15 protein-coding genes are annotated in these 16,653 nt (G+C 70.3%); 2 read left to right on the forward strand and 13 right to left on the reverse strand.

Features of this window, described 5'->3' with window-relative positions; genetic code table 11:
• Positions 1–233: 233 nt before the first annotated feature.
• From recO to rpoE, 11 genes are all read right to left on the reverse strand, one after another.
• Positions 234–947 carry a DNA repair protein RecO gene (recO, locus tag F0415_RS02520; RefSeq protein ID WP_149859634.1) on the reverse strand — a complete coding sequence of 238 codons (714 nt, stop codon included), beginning with the start codon at positions 945–947 and terminating at the stop codon, positions 234–236.
• 4 nt (positions 948–951) lie between these two features.
• Positions 952–1,854, reverse strand: a complete 903-nt coding sequence (gene era, locus F0415_RS02525) for a GTPase Era (RefSeq protein WP_149859635.1) — start codon at positions 1,852–1,854, stop codon at positions 952–954.
• Entirely contained in the window at positions 1,851–2,507 is a 657-nt protein-coding gene (gene rnc, locus F0415_RS02530) for a ribonuclease III (RefSeq protein WP_149859636.1), read from the reverse strand. Before rnc ends, era begins: the two co-directional genes overlap by 4 nt.
• Positions 2,504–2,881 carry a DUF4845 domain-containing protein gene (locus F0415_RS02535; RefSeq protein WP_149859637.1) on the reverse strand — a complete coding sequence of 126 codons (378 nt, stop codon included), beginning with the start codon at positions 2,879–2,881 and terminating at the stop codon, positions 2,504–2,506. The genes rnc and F0415_RS02535 overlap by 4 nt, the downstream gene beginning before the upstream one ends.
• 30 nt (positions 2,882–2,911) lie before the next feature.
• The gene (gene lepB, locus F0415_RS02540; protein WP_425457814.1) at positions 2,912–3,727 is read right to left on the reverse strand and encodes a signal peptidase I; all 816 of its coding nucleotides are present in this window, start codon (positions 3,725–3,727) and stop codon (positions 2,912–2,914) included.
• 34 nt (positions 3,728–3,761) lie between these two features.
• Entirely contained in the window at positions 3,762–5,555 is a 1,794-nt protein-coding gene (gene lepA, locus F0415_RS02545) for a translation elongation factor 4 (RefSeq protein WP_149859639.1), read from the reverse strand.
• Between the two features lie 98 nt (positions 5,556–5,653).
• On the reverse strand, positions 5,654–7,078 hold the full coding sequence (locus F0415_RS02550) for a DegQ family serine endoprotease (RefSeq protein ID WP_149859640.1): 1,425 nt from the start codon (positions 7,076–7,078) through the stop codon (positions 5,654–5,656).
• A 15-nt stretch (positions 7,079–7,093) separates the two neighbouring features.
• Complete coding sequence (locus F0415_RS02555; RefSeq protein ID WP_188310265.1) at positions 7,094–7,537, reverse strand: SoxR reducing system RseC family protein; 444 nt, start codon at positions 7,535–7,537, stop codon at positions 7,094–7,096.
• Entirely contained in the window at positions 7,530–8,456 is a 927-nt protein-coding gene (locus F0415_RS02560; protein ID WP_149859642.1) for a MucB/RseB C-terminal domain-containing protein, read from the reverse strand. Before F0415_RS02560 ends, F0415_RS02555 begins: the two co-directional genes overlap by 8 nt.
• Positions 8,453–9,118 carry a sigma-E factor negative regulatory protein gene (locus F0415_RS02565; protein ID WP_188310266.1) on the reverse strand — a complete coding sequence of 222 codons (666 nt, stop codon included), beginning with the start codon at positions 9,116–9,118 and terminating at the stop codon, positions 8,453–8,455. Before F0415_RS02565 ends, F0415_RS02560 begins: the two co-directional genes overlap by 4 nt.
• Complete coding sequence (rpoE, locus tag F0415_RS02570; protein ID WP_149859644.1) at positions 9,115–9,708, reverse strand: RNA polymerase sigma factor RpoE; 594 nt, start codon at positions 9,706–9,708, stop codon at positions 9,115–9,117. Before rpoE ends, F0415_RS02565 begins: the two co-directional genes overlap by 4 nt.
• Before the next feature lie 150 nt (positions 9,709–9,858).
• Between rpoE and F0415_RS02575 the strand changes: the two genes are divergently transcribed.
• On the forward strand, positions 9,859–11,898 hold the full coding sequence (locus F0415_RS02575; RefSeq protein WP_149859645.1) for a 3-hydroxyacyl-CoA dehydrogenase NAD-binding domain-containing protein: 2,040 nt from the start codon (positions 9,859–9,861) through the stop codon (positions 11,896–11,898).
• Positions 11,899–11,958: 60 nt separating this feature from the next.
• Here F0415_RS02575 and F0415_RS02580 read toward each other — a convergent pair whose 3' ends face one another.
• Complete coding sequence (locus tag F0415_RS02580) at positions 11,959–13,422, reverse strand: amidohydrolase family protein (RefSeq protein WP_210244147.1); 1,464 nt, start codon at positions 13,420–13,422, stop codon at positions 11,959–11,961.
• Positions 13,423–13,489: 67 nt separating this feature from the next.
• Positions 13,490–14,914, reverse strand: coding sequence for a transglycosylase SLT domain-containing protein (locus F0415_RS02585; protein WP_149859647.1), 1,425 nt, complete (start codon positions 14,912–14,914; stop codon positions 13,490–13,492).
• Between the two features lie 124 nt (positions 14,915–15,038).
• On the opposite strand from F0415_RS02585, the gene F0415_RS02590 reads away from it, so the two are divergent.
• Positions 15,039–16,550: a helicase HerA-like domain-containing protein gene (locus F0415_RS02590; protein ID WP_149859648.1), complete on the forward strand. Its 1,512-nt coding sequence runs from the start codon at positions 15,039–15,041 to the stop codon at positions 16,548–16,550.
• Positions 16,551–16,653: the final 103 nt, after the last annotated feature.

The following is a 16,653-nucleotide window of genomic DNA, read 5'->3' on the forward strand; positions in this document are numbered from 1 at the left end:
GAGGGACGAACCGCCGACAGGACAGGAAAAATGTGACGGACATCACAAATCAGACCTTCGGCAGGTATCGCCCACCCCTACCCCGCCCGCCGCCAACCGGCCCGCACCGCCGGCGACAGCCACCCGGGGCTCCACCATCTGGTCATGCGCCCGACCAGCCCCGGTCTGATGCGGCGGGATCACGGCGCCTCGTCGCTCGACAATCCTCGACGATCCGCGGGTGCTACGGTCGCCTACTCCCGCCCCAGCCTGGCCAGGTCCGAGAGCAGGCCCCAGGACTTCAGCGGCGTCGGTCCCAGATGGGCCAGCAGCACCGAACGCAGCGCGACCCGCAATTCCGCCAGCTGGGCCGGTGGCGGCTGCCGGTCTTCGGCCAGGGCCAGCAAGGCGGCGCCGCTGGGCGAATCGGGCTGGTGGCGCGTGTCGCGGACCGGGCCACGTTCCGGATCGAGGCGGTAGCGGGCGGCCGGGTCAAGGCGCTGGCCGGCCTCGTCCTGATCCCAGGGCAGGCCATAGCCGAGTTCGTCCAGCAGGTCGCGTTCGAAGCGACGCAAGGTCCACGCCAATGAGCCCTCACCGCCCATCTCGGCGCGCAGGCAGCCGTAACGTTCGAACAACCCCGGTGCCGGGTCCTGGCGCGGCAGCAGGCGCAGCACCAGCTCGTTGACATAGAAGGCGGCCATCAGCGCTTCGCCCTGCAGCACCGGCGCAGCATCCACCGCCTCCGCCTGCAGCAGCCGGCCCAGCTCGCCTTGCGGCAGGTAGTCCACGCGAAGGTGCTGCAGCGGCTGCAGGGCGGCGCGCAGCGGATGCCGCTTCGGGCCCTGCACGCCGCGGGCGACTACGCCGACGCGACCGTGGTCGCGGGTCAGCAGCTCGACGATCAGGCTGGTTTCCCGCCAGGGCCGCGCGTGCAGGACGAAAGCGGGCTGGGCCAGCACCCGCATGGCATCAGTCCGAATAGCCGAACCGGCGCAGCGCCGCCTCGTCGTCCGACCAGCCCTCGCGCACGCGGCACCAGGTCTCCAGGAAGACCTTGCGCCCGAACAGCGCCTGCATGGACTGGCGGGCGGCGGTGGCGATCGCCTTCATGCGCTCGCCACCCTTGCCTATGACGATGGGCTTCTGGCCCTCGCGCTCGACCCAGATCACGGCAGCGATGCGCAGCAGATCGCCGTCCTCCTCGAAGCGTTCGATCTCGACCGTGGTGGAATACGGCAGCTCCTCGCCCAGGCGCAGCATCAGCTGTTCGCGCACCAGCTCGCCGGCGAGAAAACGCTGGCTGCGGTCGGTGATTTCGTCCTCGCCGTACAGCGGTCCGGATACCGGCATCAAGCACACCAGATCCTTGACCAGCGCCTCCAGACCCTTGGCCTTGAGCGCGGAGATCGGGTGCACGGAGGCGAACTCGCGCTCGCGGGTGATCTGGGCGATGAAGGGCAGCAGCTGCGCCTTCTCGGCCAGCTTGTCCACCTTGTTGATCACCAGCACCACCGGCACGCCCGCCTGGCGCAGGGCCGAATAGGCCAGCCCATCCTCGTCGGTCCAACGACCGGCCTCGACCACAAGGGCGGCGGCGTCCACGCCCTCGACGGCGCCGCGGGCGGCGCGGTTCATCATCCGGTTCATGGCCCGCTTTTGCTCACGGTGGATGCCCGGGGTATCCACCAGCAACAGCTGCCCCTCGGGGAAGGTGGCGATGCCCAGCAGGCGGTGCCGGGTGGTCTGCGGCTTGGGCGAAACGATACTGACCTTGGCGCCGACCAAGGCGTTGACCAGGGTGGACTTTCCCACGTTCGGACGGCCGAGCACGGCGACGGTGCCGGTGCGGTAAGGCGTGGCGGACTCGCTCACCGGGCCTCCAGTCTCGCCAGGATCCGCTCCGCGGCGGCCTGCTCGGCGGCGCGCAGCGAGCTGCCTTCCGCCTGCTCTTCCAGGCTGGGTTCGCTGGTACGGCAGCTGACCAGGAAGATCCGGGCATGGTCGTCGCCGCGGGTCTCCAGCAGGATGTATTCGGGCCGCGGCAACTGCCGACCCTGCAGCCACTCCTGCAAACGGGTCTTGGGATCCTTCTCGACCTTGCCGGCTGGCAGCCGCTCCAACTCGACATCGAACCAGGGAAGCACCGTCGCCCGGCAGGCCTCGAACCCGGCATCCAGGTAGATGGCGGCGATTACCGCCTCGAGGGCGTCGGCCAGAATGGAATCGCGGCGTTCGCCGCCGCTCTTCATCTCGCCGGGCCCGAGCTCGAGCCGGGGGCCGAGCTCCAGCCGCCTGGCCAGCTCGGCCAGGGCGGATTCGCGCACCAGGGCGGCGCGGGCCCGGGTCAGGGCGCCTTCGTCGGCCTTGGGCCAGCGGGCATAAAGCGCCTCGGCGACCACCAGGTTGAGCATGGCGTCGCCGAGGAATTCCAGGCGTTCATTGTGCGGCGCCCCGGCGCTGCGGTGCCGGAGGGCCTGCTGCAGCAGTTCGGGGTTCCGGAACGGGTGGCCGATCCTGTCGATCACTCCGCGGGGGTGCCGGAAAGGTCTACGGTGTAGTCGAACTTGCCGACCGCGTCGAGGTTGCCGATCAGTGGGGTACGGACCTCATAGGCGATGTTCAGCTGGGCCGTGCGGCCGGTGCGGATTACCTTGATGTTTTCCTTCTTCACCGATTCCACGTAGGCGATGTTGAAGCGGCGGAACAGGTCGGTCTGGATCTGGGCCGGGGTCAGGCTGGCCGAGTTCGGCTGGGCGGCAAAGTCCTTCATCACGCCCTTGAGGTTGTAGTACTCGCTGTACATCGGAAACAGCTTCATCCCGATCAGGGCGAAGAAGCCCACCAGGACCAGGACCATCAGGAAACTCATCAGGGTGATGCCGTGCTGCTCGCGCTTCATGTCCGTTTCCCCTTTCCCCAGGCTTTCCGCTCAGCGGATGGTATCGCCAATCCGGGTGTAGTCAAACGCGCCTGTGCAGAACCAGCCCTCGCAGTTGAGCCAGATCACGAAGGCCTTGCCGACCAGGGCCGATTCCGGCACCTGGCCCCAGTAGCGGCTGTCCAGGCTGTGGTCCCGGTTGTCGCCCATGACGAAATAGTGACCCGGTTCCACCACCCAGCTGCCCTCCCCCCGGGGGTCGCCGAAACGGGCCGCCTCCAGGCTGGCATGGCTGCGGCCGCCCGGCAGTTCGACCTGATACAACGTGGCGCCGGTCATCTCCCGGCCGCGGCCGCTGCCCACGTACACGCCGGCCGCCGTCTTGGCCACGGGCCGATCGTTGATGAACAGGGTCTGGTCGCGGAAGGCGACCCGGTCGCCGGGCAGTCCCACCACCCGCTTGATGTAATCCATGCCGGCGTTCTCGTCGTCCGGTCCCATGCCGGGGTAGCGGAACACCACCACGTCCCCGCGCTCCGGCTCGCCCAGCGCTAGCACCTTGCTGTTGAGCACCGGCAGGCGCAGGCCGTAGGCGAACTTGTTGACCAGGATGAAGTCACCCACCAGCAGGGTCGGCATCATCGAAGACGAGGGAATCCGGAACGGCTCGGCGACGAAACTGCGCAACAGCAGCACGGCGAAGATCACCGGAAACAGCGAGCGCGAGTATTCGACGACGGTCGGCTCGGCCACCTCTTCGCCCTCGTCCCGCATGAGCCGGCGTTGCCTGGCGAAGAACAGGTGGTCCAGCAGCCAGATCAGGCCGGTGACGGCGGCCAGCACGGTCAGGATCAGGGCGAGGTCGATCTTCACGCTTGGCTATCTCCCGCGGCGGCGCCGCTCACTTGTTGTCCACCTGCAGCACGGCGAGGAAGGCCTCCTGCGGGATTTCCACCCGGCCGACCTGCTTCATGCGCTTCTTGCCTTCCTTCTGCTTTTCCAGCAGCTTCTTCTTGCGCGTGGCGTCGCCGCCGTAGCACTTGGCCAGCACGTTCTTGCGCAACGCCTTTACCGTGGTGCGGGCGATGATCTGCGAACCGATCGCCGCCTGGATGGCCACGTCGAACATCTGCCGCGGTATCAGTTCCTTCATCTTCTCGCACAGGTCGCGGCCGCGCCGATCGGCATGGCTGCGGTGCACGATCAGGCTGAGCGCATCCACCCGGTCGCCGTTGATCAGGGTGTCCACCCGGACGAAGGGCCCGGCCTGGAAGCGCTCGAAGTGATAGTCAAGCGAGGCGTAGCCGCGCGACACCGACTTGAGCTTGTCGAAGAAGTCCAGCACCACCTCGGCCATCGGCAGCTCGTAGCTGATCTGCACCTGAGAGCCGAGATACTGGATGCCGATCTGGCTGCCGCGCTTCTCCTCGCACAGCTTGATCACGTTGCCGACGTAATCCGGCGGCGTGAGGATGTTGGCGCGGATGATCGGCTCGCGGATTTCCTCGACCTTGTTCGCGGCCGGCAGCTTGGCAGGGTTGTCCAGCATCAGGATGCTGCCGTCGGTCTGCAGCACCTCGTAGACCACGGTCGGGGCGGTGGTGACCAGGTCCAGGTCGTACTCGCGCTCCAGGCGTTCCTGGACGATCTCCATGTGCAGCATGCCGAGGAAGCCGCAGCGGAAGCCGAAGCCCATGGCCTCGGAGCTTTCCGGCTCGAAGCGCAGGGCGGCGTCGTTCAGGCGCAGCTTTTCCAGGGCCTCGCGCAGGGCCGGGTAGTCCTCGGCATCGACCGGGAACAGGCCGGCAAACACCCGCGGCTTCATCTCCTGGAAGCCGGGCAGCGGTTGCGGGGCCGGGTCGTTGGCCAGGGTCAGGGTGTCGCCGACCGGGGCGCCGTGCACGTCCTTGATCGAGGCGGTGATCCAGCCCACCTCGCCGGCGCCCAGGCGGTCGAGCACCTTGCGCTTGGGGGTGAACACGCCGACCTGGTCGACCTGGTGGGTGCGGCCGGTGGACATCACCAGCATCTTGTCGCCGGGCTTGAGCTCGCCCTGCATCACCCGCACAAGCGAGACCACGCCCAGGTAGTTGTCGAACCAGGAATCGATGATCAGCGCCTGCAGCTTGTCGGTGTCACGCGGCTTCGGCGGCGGGATGCGCTGGACGATGGCCTCCAGCACCTCCTGCACGTTCAGGCCGGTCTTGGCGCTGATGGCGACGGCATCGGAGGCGTCCAGGCCAATGACGGCCTCGATTTCCTTCTTGACCCGCTCGACGTCGGCGGTGGGCAGGTCGATCTTGTTGAGCACCGGCACCACTTCCAGGCCCTGCTCCACCGCGGTGTAGCAGTTGGCCACCGACTGCGCCTCCACGCCCTGGGCGGCGTCCACCACCAGCAGCGCGCCCTCGCAGGCGGCCAGCGAGCGGCTGACCTCGTAGCTGAAGTCGACGTGGCCGGGGGTGTCGATGAAGTTGAGCTGGTAGGTCTTGCCGTCGCGCGCCGTGTACGGCAACGACACCGACTGCGCCTTGATGGTGATGCCGCGCTCGCGTTCGATCGGGTTGGAGTCGAGCACCTGCGCCTCCATCTCGCGCGCCTCCAGCCCGCCGCAGAGCTGGATGATGCGGTCGGCGAGCGTGGACTTGCCGTGGTCGACGTGGGCGATGATCGAGAAGTTGCGGATGTGCTGCATGCTGGGCCGGGCGCCGGACGGGGGCGAAAACACGGCATTATCGCACGGGCCCGGGGGTTCCCGGGACGGGTCGTCCCGCCCCGGGCCCCTGCCCGCGCTCAGCGCAGTATGAAGCTGACGAAGCCGGTGCTGCGGGCGTTGCGGACCAGCAGGCGCACCTCGTCGCCGGGCTTGTAGGCCTCGGCAGCCCGTCGGAATTCGGCCACCGAGCCGACCTGCTCGCGTCCCACCTGCAGGATGACATCGCCGGGATTCAGGCCGGCCTGGCGCGCCGCCAGCCCGGTCACCCGGGCGATGCGCACGCCCTCGCCAGCGCCCAGGCCCAGCTCGGCGCGACGGGCGGCGCTCAGCTCCTCGACCGCCAGACCCAGCAGGTCGGGTGCCGGCGCCTGGGCCGGACCGGTGGCAGCCGTCAGCGCCTCGGTCGCCTGCAGGGCCTCGAGCACCACCACGACATCGCGCCGCTTGCCCTCGCGCAGCACCTCCAGGCTGGCCCGGCTGCCCGGCGCCATGGCGCCCACCAGGGGCGGCAACTGGGCCGATCGGGCAATCTGCTGGCCGTTGAAGGCCAGGATCACGTCGCCGGGGCGAATGCCGGCCCTGGCGGCGGCACTGTCGTTTTCCACCGATACCACGAAGGCGCCGACCGGACGGTCCAGGCCCAGCTCGCCGGCCATGTCCCGATCCACGTCCTGGATGCGTACGCCGAGCTGGCCGCGTACCACCTTGCCGGTCTCGCGCAGCTGCCGCACCGCGTTCATCGCCACCTCGATCGGGATGGCGAAGCTGACCCCCATGTACCCGCCGGAGTTGGAGAAGATCTGCGAGTTGATTCCCACCACTTCACCACGGGTGTTCAGCAACGGACCGCCGGAATTGCCGCGGTTGATCGCCACGTCGGTCTGGATGAAGGGCACGTACTGCTGGCTCGGGTCGAGCGAACGGCGGCCGACGCCGCTGACGATGCCGGCGGTGACCGAATGGTCGAAGCCGAAAGGCGAACCGATCGCCAGCACCCACTGGCCCGGCTTGAGGTTGCGCGAATCGCCCATCGCCAGGGTCGGCAGGCCCTTGGCCTCGACCTTCAGCAGGGCCACGTCCGAAAGCGGATCGCTGCCGACCAGTTCGGCCTTGAGCTCGCGCCGGTCGGCCATGCGCACCAGGATTTCGTCGGCGCCGTCTATGACGTGATGGTTGGTCAGCACGTAGCCGTCGGCCGAGATGATGAAGCCGGTGCCCTGGGACACGCCGCGCGGGCCGCGCTCCGGCGGCACCGGGATACCCGGCTGGCCGAAGAAGCGGCGGAAGAATTCCGGCATCTCCTCCAGCTCCGGCGCCCGGGCCGAACGCTCGCCGCGCTCGCCGAGGGTGGCTTCGATGTTGACCACGGCCGGCCCGGCCCGCTCCACCAGGCGGGTGAAGTCGGGCAGGTTCACCAGCGGCGCGGCCGACTCGGCCTGGCCGAATGCCGGCGAAGCCAGCAGGGCCAGCAGCAGCATCAGGCTGGGGGGAAGCAATTTCATGGGATGGCTCACTCCTTAGCGATTCGATTCCTGTGAACCGGATGCCGATGCGGCCACCGGCCGCAGGACGGGATCCGGCAGACGCCGTTTGGTGGCGCGCACGGCAAGAAAAGTTCCCGCCGACAGGCCGACCGCGGTAGCGATGTCCGGCGGGGCCTGCAGCCACCAAGCCAGGCCACGCCCGAGCATCGCGCCGGCCACCAGGCCCAGCAGCGCCAGACCGTAGCCGCGCCAGGCCAGGCGACGCAGGCCGGCATCATCCAGCGAAAGCACCACCTCCTGGCCGGGCGCCGCCGCGAACTGCGCCGGCGCCGGCACCTCCAGCTCGCCTCCGGCGTCGGCGGCAAACAGGTGACAGCGCCCGCCGCAGCCGCCGCAACCGCTGCAGGCCTCGCCGAGCAGGCGCAGTCGCAACCGGCCACCTTCGTTCGCCAGCAATCTGGCCCGTCGCTCAGCCATCGTCGCGGGCACGCAGGTTGCGGGCGAAACGGTCCACCGTCTCCGCCGGCACTTTGCCGATGGCCAGCACCTGCCAGCCATCGCTCCAGAAAGCGCGGGAATGCACGGCGCCGCGTCGCCGGGCGTCGCTGCCGTGCAGCCCGGCCGGCACCGGCTCGACGTACACCGACACGCTGGCCAGACCGTCGCTGTAGAGCAGATGCGCGCCGCCGCCGTGTGCCCGGGCGGCACGGAGGGCAAAACCGGGCGGCGGCGACCGGACCCGCCAGGCGAGGGCGTTCTCCGCCGGCGATGTCGGCTGCCGCGCCGGCGCCGGCACCGGGGTCGCCGGCGCGCTGGCGGTCAGCTCCCGATCGTCCGGGCGCACGCCGAGCTCCAGTTCGGTAAAGGCCACCCGCTCGACGGCCCTGCCCTCGGCATCCAGCAGATCCACCCGCAGGGGCAGCCCGCTGTCCTGCTCCAGCCACAGCCGGTAGCCGTAGCGCCAGCGGTCGGTCGCGCGCACGTCGACGATCCGGGCGGCATGGCCGGCCACGCGACCCTGACCCCCGAGGGAAATATCGTATCCCCTGGGCAGTTCGCCCTCGCCCAGCGCGATCGCGGCCCGCAGGTGGCCATTGCCGTCCAGCGCGTAGGCAGCATCACCCCCGCCGGTACCGACGCAGACTACCCGGTCGCCGTCGCGCACCAGCTCCCGCGGCGGTCCGCTCAGCGCCACCAGCCGCTCGCGTTCGCGGCCGTCGTCGTTGCGATGGAACACACGCAGGGTTTCCATGCGGCCCTCGGCCACCACCACCAGGGTTCCGCGATAGTCCAGGCCGCGCAGGGCCGGCCCGATCCTGGCCAGCCACGCCCCGGCCGCCAGCGCCTGCAGGGGCAGCGCCAGCAGCGCAGCCAGCAGGAAAAGCCTGCGCCTCACCTGCCGTCGCCCTCCGCGACCGTCGCCGCGGTCGCTTCCCCGACCACCGGGTCGCCTGCGTCGTGCGCCACCACGTCCACGTAAGGCATGAAGCCGCCCAGGCCCTGGTCGCCGACCAGGGCATTGTGGCGGACCAGGTAGGCCTCCATTTCACGGGCGCCCGGCGCCAGCGGCGAACGCGGCCAGGGTTTGGCCTGCGGTCCCCCGGCGACCGCCAGGGTCGCCGGACGCGGATCCGGCGACACCGGCCCCAACGCCGGCGCGACCAGGGGCGCCGCCTCTCCGGCCAGGGCCGGGGCGTCCGGCAGGCCGGGTCCCGGCTCCCGCCCGGCCATTCGCGGCAGCAGTGCCGCCAGGACCACCGCAGCCGCCAGGCCCAGCGCCCACGGCCAGGACCGTCGGCGGTCCGGAATCGCGGTCGACGCCGCCAGCCGCTCGCCCAGGCGGGCCGGCCACCCCGCCGGCATCAGGCGCAGCGGTTGGCCGCGCAGGCAGGCCGAGGCCAGCTGCCACCGCTCCCACAAGGCCCGCAGATCGGGGTCATGGGCCAGACGCCGCTGCAGGAAGGCAGCCTGATCAGGCGGCAGTTCGCCGTCCATCCAGGCACACAGCTGCTCGCGCAGGTCGGCGGGAAGCTCTTCATGGCGCTGATCGCGGTTCATGGGCGCACTCGCTCGTGTTCCAGCAGGGGGCGCAGGCGGGCGTCGATCGCCTCGCGGGCGCGGAAGATGCGCGAACGGACGGTGCCGATCGGGCATTGCATCAGTTGCGCGATCTCTTCGTAGCTCAGGCCATCCACCTCGCGCAGGGTGATGGCCTGGCGCAGCTCCTCGGGCAGCTGCGCCACGGTGTCGGCGACCGCCTGTTCGATCTCCTGGCGCAGCAGCTGGTGCTCGGGCGTGTCGTGATCGTGCAGGCGGGCGGCCACCTCCAGGTGCTCGGCCTGGTCGGCGGCCAGATCGCTGGCCGGCGGACGCCGCTTCCGGGCGACCAGGTGGTTCTTGGCGGTGTTCACGGCGATCCGGTACAGCCAGGTGTAGAACCGGGCGTCGCCGCGGAAATTGGGCAAGGCCCGGTAGGCGCGGATGAAGGCATCCTGGACCACGTCCTGGCATTCGGCATGGTCCGGCACGAACCGGGCCACCACGGCGCCGATCCGGTGCTGGTACTTGCGCACCAGCAGGTCGAAGGCCGCGTTGTCGCCGGCTTGCACACGTCCGACCAGTGCCAGGTCCAGTTCTTCGTCGCCCATCCGGGCCGCTGCTCCCGCGGCCGTCCAGGCCGCACCGTGTGACATCACCGTTCCGGGAAAGTTCCGCCGGCCGTTTGCTCGGCGTTGACCCTCCGGGGCTCGGCCCGGATGATACGGAACTCCTTCCCTACCCCGACGTACGGAGCCGCCATGTTCGACGGACTTCGCCTGCAGCACTGGAAGCCGGAAGCCCGGCAGGACGGCATCATGCTGCTGCGCCTGGACCGCGCCGACCTGGGCGTGAATGCCCTGAACCGGGCGGTGCTGGACGAGCTGGACGCCATGCTCGAGCGCATCGCCCTGGAGCCGCCCAAGGGCCTGGTGATCCTTTCCGGCAAGGCCGCCGGCTTCATTCCCGGTGCCGACATCAAGGGCTTCGAGCAGATCGCCGCCAAGGGCCAGATCGAGGCCTGGATCCGCCACGGCCAGCAGGTCTTCCAGCGCCTGGCCGACTTGCGCTGCCCGACCGTGGCCGCCATCCACGGCCATTGCATGGGTGGCGGCACCGAGCTTTCCCTGGCCTGCCGCTACCGGGTGGCCAGCGACGACGAGAAGACCCGGATCGGCCTGCCCGAAGTGAAGCTCGGCATCTACCCCGGCTGGGGCGGCAGCGTGCGCGCCCCACGCCTGCTGGGCGCGCCGGCGGCCATGGACCTGATGCTGACCGGCCGCGCCCTGTCGGCGAAGGCGGCCCGGGCCATGGGCCTGGTGGACCGGGTCGTGCCGGCGGCCCTGCTGCTGGACGAGGCGGTGAAGCTGGCCCAGCGCGGCACGCGGCGGCCGTTCAGGCAACGCTTCCTGGCCTGGGCCAGCAACACGGCGCCGGCCCGCGCCCTGCTGGCGCCGCAGATGGCCAGGCAGGTCGCCCGCAAGGCACGCCGCGAGCACTATCCCGCGCCCTTCGCCCTGATAGACACCTGGCGTCGCAGCGGCGGCCTGCCGGTGCAGGCCGCGCTGAAGGCGGAAGCGAAGTCGGTGGTGAAACTGGCCGGTACGCCCACCGCGCACAATCTGGTGCGGGTGTTTTTCCTGATGGACCGGCTCAAGGGCCTGGGCGGCAAGGACCCCGCCGGGCACGGCATCCGCAAGGTGCATGTGGTGGGCGCCGGCGTGATGGGCGGCGACATCGCCGCCTGGTGCGCCCTGCGCGGTTTCGAGGTGACGCTGCAGGACCGGGAACTGCAGTACGTGCAGCCGGCCCTGGAGCGCGCCGCCGGGCTGTTCGAGAAGAAGGTCAAGGACGAGGGCAAGCGCGCCGAGACCACCGCTCGCCTGCGGGCGGACGTCGAGGGCGCCGGCGTGGCCGAGGCCGACCTGGTCATCGAGGCCATCTTCGAGAACCTGGAGGCCAAGCAGGGGCTGTTCGCCAAAATCGAGGAAAGCCTGAAACCGGGCGCCCTGCTGGTGTCCAACACCTCGTCCATCCCGCTGGAGAAACTGCGCGAGGGCCGCCGCGATCCGGGCCGCTTCGCCGGCCTGCATTTCTTCAATCCGGTGGCGATGATGCCGCTGGTGGAAATCGTCCGGCACGACCGCGTGGACGAGGACACGCTGCGCCGTCTGGCCGCCTTCTGCCGCGCCATCGACAAGCTGCCGGTGCCGGTGGCGGGCACGCCGGGCTTCCTGGTCAACCGCATCCTGGCGCCGTACATGCAGGAGGCGATCATCGCCTTCTCAGAGGGCATCCCCGGCCCGGCGATCGACAAGGCGGCGCTGAAGTTCGGCATGCCCATGGGCCCGATCGAGCTGGTGGACACCGTCGGCCTGGACGTGGCCGCCAGCGTCGGCCGGATCATGGCCGAGTTCAAGGGCCAGACCCTGCCGGACGCCTTCAAGGTCGAGGAAGGCAAGCGTGGCCGCAAGGATGGCCAGGGCCTGTACAAGTGGGAGAACGGCAAGCCGGTAAAACCCGAGCTGCCGAAGGGTTACCAGGCCCCGGAGGATCTGGAAGACCGGCTGATCCTGCCGTTGCTGAACGAGGCGGTGGGCTGCCTGCACGACGGCGTCGTGGCCGATGCCGACCTGCTGGATGCCGGCGTCATCTTCGGTACCGGCTTCGCGCCGTTCCGGGGTGGCCCGATCGCGCACATCCGCACCGTCGGCGCCGAAAAACTGAAGGCGCGCCTGGAGCAGCTGGCCGGCCGCTACGGTAGCCGCTTCAGTCCGGCGCCGGGCTGGGATTCGCTCTGAGCGGCGCGCCCCGGCCGCCGGCCGCGGCCGGGACGCAGGTGGCCGGAGAGCAGCGCTGGCTCAGCCGCCCCAGGCCTTGAGGTTGAGGAACTCGCGGCGCGTCCTGGGGCCGTAGGTGAGGAAGGCGGGATCGGGCCGCTCGCGATAGCGCTGGCGCTCCTGCGCCACCCTGTCGCCGGCCCCGTGCACGGCCAGCACCTCCTCGGGCACCGGGTACAGCTTCAGGGCGTTCAGGCCGAAGATCTTCGCCCGTATCGCCGGCGTGATCTCGGGGTAGCCGTAACGTTCGCGGAAGGCCGGCGAGATCTGAAAGGTACGAAAGGCCTGGATCTGGTCCTGCGGGCTGCCGTACCAGATCGAATCGGTGCCCCAGAGGATGTTGTCCTCGCCCAGGTGCAGCAGCAGCTTGCCCAGGGTGTGCGCGGCCGAGTCCGGATCGCGCATCAGGAAGCGCCAGGTCGAGCCCAGCTCGGCATAGACGTTGCCGCCCTTGCCCAGGCCGGCGGCCAGAACCGCGTTCACCAGGCCATCCACGCCGTCGCTGCGCTGTGGATCGTGCGGACCCTCCGCCCGGGTGGTGACGAAACCGGAGTGGTAGATCAGGAAGTTCACGTCCGGGAAGCGTTTCGCCACCCGGCCGATGTCGGCGCAGGTACTGTGCTCGTAGCTGCGCGGACCGAAGGGCAGGCCCTTGTGGATGGCGATGTTGCGCACGCCCAGCCGGCGCGCGTTTTCGATCATGGCCAGGCCGGGCTCGTCGTCCATCCAAAAGCCCCGGCCGTCCGGGCCCCACTGGGTGTAGGTCTTCCAGGCGCTGATCCGGAACCGGCTGGCCAGCCGCTCCATGTCCTCCAGGTCACCCGGCTGGTTGGGGTTGACCCGTCCGTGCAGATACAGCCGGTGCGTGCCTTCCAGGCGTTCGACGATGGCGGCGGTGGCGGCCGCCTCCTCGATGGTCAGCGGCTCGCCCTCGCGGGTCGAGGGCACGAAGCTCAGCACCATCAGGTCGGTGTCGGAATCCAGGAAGATGTCGCGCACGAAGGTGTCCGGCCCGAAACACTGCAGCCGGTCCAGCGGCCCCGGCAGGGCCGCCGCCACGCATCCCTCGGCCTGAAAGCCCGACAGCGGCCGCGCGCCTTCCGGCAGGCGCCGGGTCCAGGCGCCGGTCGGGTTCACGAAGTGCCCCTGCACGTCGAAGATGAACTCCTTGCCCTCCACCGCCGACGCCGCCGCGGCCTGGTCCAGCGGCGCCTCCGGCGGCAGCGCGAAGTAACCACCCGCCTTGCCGGCAGCGGCATAGGCGGCGTTCATCGCCGCCAGGGTGGTGGCGGCGCCGCAGGCCGAAACCAGGAAGTCGCGGCGCGACAGACGCAGTCGCCGGGCGTTGAGGTCGGCCTGCTCCAGGGCGAGATGGCGTGCCTGCAGGTGCTGCGGCTGCAGGGGCACCGGCTCGAACTCGCCGTTGCTGGTGCTGTCGAGCTTGATCGGCAGGCGCAGGCCTTCCGGATCGTTGCGGCGACGCATGGGCATGCCTCCGGTCGGAACCTAGCAAGCCTAGCTCGGCCGCGCGCGGACGCAAGCCGCCGCGGGCTCAGCCTCGACAACCCTCGAGACGCAGGGTTTGCCCCGGCCGGATGAGATAGGGCTTGCGCAGGCCGTTGGCCCTGGCCAGGGCTGTCGGCCCTTGGCAACGATAGCGGCGCGAGATTGCGCTCAGGGTGTCGCCTGCCTTGACCCGGTGACTGCCGGTGCCGGGCAAGGCCGATTGCGCCGGCTTGCGCGCGGCCACCAGGCGTGCCGCCAGCTCGGCCCGCTCGCCCTGCAGGCAATGCTCGCGATAGGCCGGCGGCACCGCCACCGGCACGCGCAGCTCGGTACCGGCGGCCAGGCCCTGGTGCGGCTCGTAGCGCGGATTGAGGTTGCGCAGGGCCCGGAAATAGCCGTTGCCCGGCCCGCCCAGGCAGATCGCCAGCTGGTACAGCGAGGCCGGCTGCTCCAGCCTGATCACCGTGGCGGCGCCCTGCACCTGCGGGAACTCCAGGCCGTAGTCCTCCGGATGCAGGAACAGCCAGGCCGCGGCCAGCACGTAGGGCACATAGTCGCGGGTCTCGGGCGGCAACTGGCCGTACACCGCCGGATCCCAGAATGGCTTGCCGCCGGCGGACTCCTTCAGCCGGCGGGCCCGGCCCTCGCCGCCGTTGTAGGCAGCGAGGGCGAATTCCAGCTCGTCGCCCAGTTCGGCGAAGCGCTCGTTGAAGTACAGCACGCTGGCGCGTGCGGCCAGCTGCGGGTCGTAGCGGGTGTCGAAACCGTCGCGCCAGCCCAGGCCGAAGCGGGCGCCGGTGGCCGGCATGAACTGCAGCGGCCCGGCCGCGCCGGCACGCGAAACCGCGTGCACGCGGCCGTTGGATTCCTTGGCCAGGATCCCGAACAGCAGCGCCTCCGGCAGGCCCGCCTGCTCGTATTCGGGCCACATCAGGAAACGCATGTACTGGTAGTTCTCCCAGCTGGTCATCAGGGCGGGGCGCATCCAGGTCAGCCAGTCCATCAGGGCCGCCTGCACCGGTTCGTTGAGCTCGATCAGCTCGCGCAGGTCGCGGCCACGCAAGGTGGCGACCGAGCGGGCGGCCTCGGGCAGGTGCGCCAGCACACCCTCGCCGGCCCCGGCCTTGTCGCCGTTCTCGCGGCTGAAGCCCTCGCCGCCGCCGGCGGCCTGTTCGGCGCCCAGATGCAGGAGCGCGTCATAGGCGGCGACGAAGCGGCCGACATCGCAGCCGCGGGTGTCCTGGCAGCGGCCGGCGGCGTCCAGCAGCTGGCCGGCCGCCTGGCGCAGGGTTTCCCGTCCCCGCTCGCCATCGCCGCCGGCGACCTGTTCCAGGCCCAGGCGATAGGCCTGGCTGGCGTGATCGAGTTCGACGTACAGGGCTTCGGCGCGGGCCTGGCGGCGCGCCGACGCTTCGGGGCTGGCCAGCGCCAGCAGCAGGGCCGCCAGGGCCAGGCATCGGGACAGGGGCATGTGACGGACTTGCGGAGAAAGCGCAGCGCGCAGCCTAGCGATGCCCCGGCGCCGGCCGCAAGCGTGGCGCGTTGGCGGGTGACGGCTAGAATCCGGCCATCCCAGCCGCCCCGGAGCACCACGCATGAGCGACATCCTGATCGGCCAGGGCGAGCAGCCCGTCCGCCTGCTCGGCCGCTACGGCAATCGCCATGGCCTGGTCGCCGGCGCCACCGGCACCGGCAAGTCGGTGACCCTGATGGTGATGGCGGAGGGCTTCTCGCGTCTGGGCGTGCCGGTGGTGATGGCCGACGTCAAGGGCGATATCGCCGGCCTGGCCGTCGCAGGCACGCCCAATCCGAAGATCGAGGAAAGGCTGCGCACGATCGGCCTCGAAGGCTATGCCAACGAAGCCAGTCCGGTGGTGTTCTGGGATCTGTTCGGCAAGCTCGGCCACCCGCTGCGGACCACAGTGTCCGAGGTCGGCCCGACCCTGATGGGGCGCATGCTCGAGCTCAACGACACCCAGGCCGGCGTGCTCGACATCGCCTTCAAACTGGCCGACGACCGAGGCCTGCTGTTGCTCGACCTGGACGACCTGCGCGCCCTGCTCGGCTTCGTCGCCGAAGCACGCAGGGAGATCTCGCAGGCCTACGGCCTGGTCAGCCCGCAGTCCATCGCCGCGATCCAGCGCGCCCTGCTGCGCCTGGAACAGGACGGTGGCAAGCAGTTCTTCGGCGAACCGGCGCTGCAGCTGGCCGACCTGATGCGGCAGGACATGTCCGGGCGCGGCATCGTCAACCTGATCGCCGCCGATCAACTGATCCTGCGTCCGCGCCTTTACTCCAGCTTCCTGCTCTGGCTGCTGAGCGAGCTGTTCGAGACCCTTCCCGAGGTCGGCGACCTGGATGTGCCGAAGCTGGTGTTCTTCTTCGACGAGGCGCACCTGCTGTTCGACGACTGCCCACCGGCGTTGCGCCAGCGGGTCGAGCAGGTGGTGCGACTGATCCGCTCGAAGGGCGTGGGCGTGTACTTCTGCTCGCAGAACCCGGACGACGTGCCCGACGAGGTGCTGGGCCAGCTCGGCAACCGCGTGCAGCACGCCCTGCGCGCCTTCACCCCGCGCGATCAGAAGGCGGTGCGCGCGGCCGCGGAGACCTTCGTGCCCAACCCGAACCTGGACGTGGCCCGGGTGATCGGTGAACTGGGCGTAGGCGAGGCCCTGGTCTCCACCCTGCAGGACAAGGGCGTGCCGATGCCGGTGCAGCGTACCCTGATCTGTCCGCCGCGCTGCCGGATGGGCACGATCAGCGAGGAGGAACGCGCCGTGGTGCGGGCGCGCTCGCCGGTGGGCGGCAAATACGATATGCCGCTCAACCGCGACTCGGCCTTCGAGATGCTGGCCCGGCGCGCCCAGCAGGCGGCCGCGCCGGAACCGGCGCCGGAACCGCCCTCGTCGCCAACTCGTTCCGGCACGCCGGCGCCGCAGGCCGGCAACCAGCCGCGCTCGCGACTGGACGAGTTCCTCTGGGGCACCGGGCGCCGCCAGGGCGCGGTCGAGACCGCGGCCAAATCCGTGACCCGGACCGTGGCCAACGGCATCGGCCGGCAGATCCTGCGCGGTCTGCTGGGCGGTCTGCTGGGCGGGAAGCGCTGAGGCCACTGCCCGACCGCTCGCAGCCCGCCCCCGCAGGCTGGCAACGGCAGGGCCGGACGCCCGCACCCCCGGGCAGCCGGATGATGGCTTGGGTATCATCGCC

This window comes from Arenimonas fontis, assembly GCF_008386465.1.
Lineage (GTDB): Bacteria > Pseudomonadota > Gammaproteobacteria > Xanthomonadales > Xanthomonadaceae > Arenimonas > Arenimonas fontis.